Source organism: Mesorhizobium sp. M1322 (genome assembly GCF_040318085.1).
In the GTDB taxonomy this organism is placed as follows: Bacteria; Pseudomonadota; Alphaproteobacteria; order Rhizobiales; family Rhizobiaceae; genus Mesorhizobium.
Window position 1 is genome coordinate 1 of the sequence record NZ_JAMYLP010000180.1, and the last position, 3689, is coordinate 3689.

The following is a 3689-nucleotide window of genomic DNA, read 5'->3' on the forward strand; positions in this document are numbered from 1 at the left end:
CCGCCCGCGACGCAGTCCCCGCCGCCGCCGCCCCGGGGTTGCTGCTGATCCGCTCGCGGCCCCTCCGACACAGACAAAAATTTGTGTGGGTGCGGGCCGCCCCCCCCCCCCGGGGGGCGGGGGCCCCCCCGCCCCTGCCGGCCATGATGGGCAACCGGCATTCGGCACCGGGAGGAGCCTACTGGATATAACCGCCCTCGGTCATCGTCGCGGTGGCAGCGTCCTGGGCCTGCTTCAGAGCATCATCGACGCTCGTCTGGCCGGCGAGTGCGGCCGAGAACAGCTGACCGACGGTGGTGCCAAGGCCCTGGAACTCAGGGATGGCGACGAACTGGACACCGACATAGGGCACCGGCTTGACGGTCGGATGCGTCGGATCGGCGGCATTGATCGAGTCCAGCGTCATCTTGGCGAAGGGCGCCGCCTTCTGGTATTCGGGGTTGGCGTAGAGCGAGGAGCGCGTTCCGGGCGGAACATTGGCCCAGCCTTCCTTCGAGGCGACGAGCTCGGCATACTCCTTGCTGGTTGCCCAGGATACGAACTTCTGAGCGGCGTCAGCCTTCTGCGTGCCGGCGGGAATGGCCAGCGACCACGCCCACAGCCAGTTGCCGCGCTTGCCCAAGCCATTGTCGGGCGCCAGCGCATAGCCAACCTTGTCGGCGACAGTTGAGTTCTTCGGGTCTGAGACGAAGGAGGCAGCGACGGTGGCGTCTATCCACATGCCGCACTTGCCCTGCTGGAACAGCGCCAGGTTTTCGTTGAAGCCGTTCGAAGATGCGCCCTCCGGGCCGTTGGCCTTCATCAGGTCGACATAGAACTGCAGCGTGTTCTTCCACTCCGGCTGGTCGAACTGCGGCTTCCAGTTCTCATCGAACCAGCGTGCGCCGAAGGAATTCGACATGGCGGTCAGGAAGGCCATGTTCTCGCCCCAGCCGGCCTTGCCGCGCAGGCAGACGCCGTTCACGCCACTGGCGCGATCCGTCATCTTCTCGGCGGCCTGCTTGATGAAGTCCCAGGTCGGCGCGTCGGGCATGGTCAGCCCGGCCTTCTCCATCAGGTCCTTGCGGTACATGACGAAGGAGCTTTCGCCGTAGAACGGTGCCGCATAAAGCTTGCCGTCGACCGAGAGGCCACCGGCGATGGCCGGGATGATGTCCTTGACGTCATAGTCGTCGCCGAGCTTGTCGAGCGGCAGCAGCCAGCTCTGCTTGGCCCAGATCGGAACCTCGTAGGTGCCGATGGTCATCACGTCATACTGGCCGCCCTTGGTGGCGATGTCGGTGGTGACGCGCTCGCGCAGCACGTTCTCCTCGAGCGTGACCCACTGGAGCTGGATATCGGGGTTCTTGGCGGTGAAGTCGTCGGTCAGCTTCTGCATGCGGACCATATCGCCATTGTTGACGGTGGCGATGGTGATGGATTCGGCATGCGCGGCGAACGCAAGGGTGCTGGCCGACAACAGACCCAGGGTGAGCGTGCGAAGTTTCATCAAATTCCTCCCATAGACCAAGCTGAGCATTTGCCTTGGCTGTGAGCAATTACTCATTTTCCATGATTTATGTCAAGCCGGATTCGTTGCTGCAGCGCAGCACGAAAGCCCGTGCGGCATCCGCTCGGGAGGCTTTACGACCCGCGAAATGCGGATTTCGGCGCCCGCTTGATCGGATAAATTGCCGATCTATTCGCCGGCAATCTCGGCCAGGATCCATTCGCGAAAAGCCCGGATCTTCGGCACGTTGCGCCGCGCCTGGGGATAGACCAGCCAATAGGCGTGGCCGTCGTCGCCGACCAGATCGAAGGGCTGGATCAGGCGGCCATCGGCAAGCTCGGCCTTGAAGAAAGCGGCCGTCACGATCGCCACGCCCTGCCCGGCGATCGCGGCGTTGGCCTCATAGGCCTGAGCACCCATGCTGGAGCCGGGGCGCTTGGCCAGTTCTTCGACCGGCAGGCCGGCGGCGATAAACCAGTCCCGCCACCAGATGTCGCCCGGGTCGAGGATCGGCAGGCGCAACAGATCGGCCGGCTCCTTCACCCCGCCGATGGTCGCCGCGAGTTTCGGGCTCAGCATCGGCGTGAAGTCCGCGTTGAAAAGCTTGTGCGCCTCCACGCCCGGCCAGTTTCCGCCGCCCGAACGGATGGCGATGTCGATGTCCTCGCGGGCAAAATCGACGAGGCGGTTCGATGTATCGAGACGCACGGCCAGCGATGGATGCGCGACCTGGAACGAGCCGAGATGCTGCGCCAGCCAGTTCGAGGCAAAGGTCAGCAGCGTCGAGACACAAAGTACTCCGTCGGCGCCGCTGCGCGCGGCGGCGTAGGCCCCACCCAATAGGGCGAAGGCCTCGCTGACCGCAGGCGCCATGCGTTGCCCCGCCTCGGTCAGCACGATCTGCCTTGGCCGGCGCAGGAACAAAGGCGCACCGACGCGCTCTTCCAGAAGCTTGATCTGATAGCTCGCCGCCGCCTGCGTCATGCCAAGCTCGCCGGCGGCCTTGGTGAAGGAAAGATGCCGCGCCACCGCCTCGAACACCCGGATCGCCTGAAGCGGAGGGAGCTGGGAGACCTGCCGTGAGTTGAGTTCAGGCATAAGCCCTCCTTATGGGCCGTGATCGACGTTTGATTGGCAGCAAGGCCCGACCTAGCCGATATTTGAGGTCGACGTTCACTCTCGTCTACAGCGCCGCGCGTCCTTTTGGACGCGCAAAGGACGCTGTAGCACTTTTGATTTTGCGCATGATCCTTTCCGAAAATCGATATCGATTTTCGGGGTCATGCGTCAGAGATAACGAAGGCTGACGATCATGACTATTGTACAGGAAAAGCTATCTTTGACGCCAGGCCGAGGCTGGTTTCTGCGGCTGGCGCGGGGATTGGCACGGCACGTGGCCAGGAAACGGGCCTATCTTGACATCAGGGAATTGCCGCCGCATCTGCAGCGCGACATGGGTTTTCTCGATGGCAACGATCCTTGTGGCCGGCACAAATAGCCTTGCTGGATTTATCGCAAATCAGCTGGCCGCCAGCAAGGCGGCGGCGGTCCGCTCGTCGGTGATGAGGCCGTTGACCAGGCGCCGGTTGACAGCCGCGAGGATGCCCGGCAGTTTCCGCTCGCCCATAGCGAGCGCGATCACCAGCGACCTTTCACGCGACGGTAACGATGCCGACGACACCCTGTCGTTGGTGATGCCCTCGATCATCCGGCCTTCGCGATCGAACACCCAGCCGACGATCTCGGCGACGCCGCCGGCTTTCTGCAGCGCTTTCAATTCACTCTCCGAAATGAAGCCGTCCTCGTAAAGCGGCGCCTTGGGGCCGAGATCGCCGATGCCGACGAAGGTGACGTCGGCTTCCGCGGCAAGCGCCAGCGTCGGTTGGATCATCGGCTGGCTGAGCAGCATCTCGCGCTCCTCCCGCGAGGAGGCGATGACCGGCAGCGGCATCGGAAAGGAGCGCGCCTTGACCCTGTCGGCCATGGTGAAAATGACGTTGTAGAAGGCGGCCGAACCGTCCGGCGAGATGTTGCCGGTCAGCGACACCACCTTGTGCTGTGGGCATTCCATCGGCGGCAGCTGCTCGATTGCCGCCTTCAGGGTGCGACCGGTGGCGCTCGCCGAGCCCAGACGCCCCCGCGGCCGCACCCGGGGAGAGTTCTGGGCCGCCCCCCCCCCCGCGGCCCCCAAGGGGGGGGG

General features: G+C 64.2%; 3 protein-coding genes. All 3 read right to left on the bottom strand.

Annotation, left to right across the window (positions count from 1 at the left end):
• Positions 1-178: 178 nt before the first annotated feature.
• Positions 179-1489: an ABC transporter substrate-binding protein gene (locus NKH12_RS30095; RefSeq protein WP_352956434.1), complete on the bottom strand. Its 1311-nt coding sequence runs from the start codon at positions 1487-1489 to the stop codon at positions 179-181.
• 189 nt (positions 1490-1678) lie between these two features.
• Entirely contained in the window at positions 1679-2587 is a 909-nt protein-coding gene (gene gcvA, locus NKH12_RS30100; protein ID WP_352956435.1) for a transcriptional regulator GcvA, read from the bottom strand.
• Between the two features lie 421 nt (positions 2588-3008).
• A partial coding sequence (locus tag NKH12_RS30110) for a sugar-binding transcriptional regulator (protein ID WP_352956438.1) occupies positions 3009-3689 on the bottom strand: 681 nt, incomplete at its 5' end.

What these genes read in the sequence shown, in the direction of transcription:
- NKH12_RS30095 (WP_352956434.1), bottom strand. Translation starts at nt 1,489, where the DNA reads ATGAAACTTCGCACGCTCACCCTGGGTCTGTTGTCGGCCAGCACCCTT.
- gcvA (WP_352956435.1), bottom strand. Translation starts at nt 2,587, where the DNA reads ATGCCTGAACTCAACTCACGGCAGGTCTCCCAGCTCCCTCCGCTTCAG.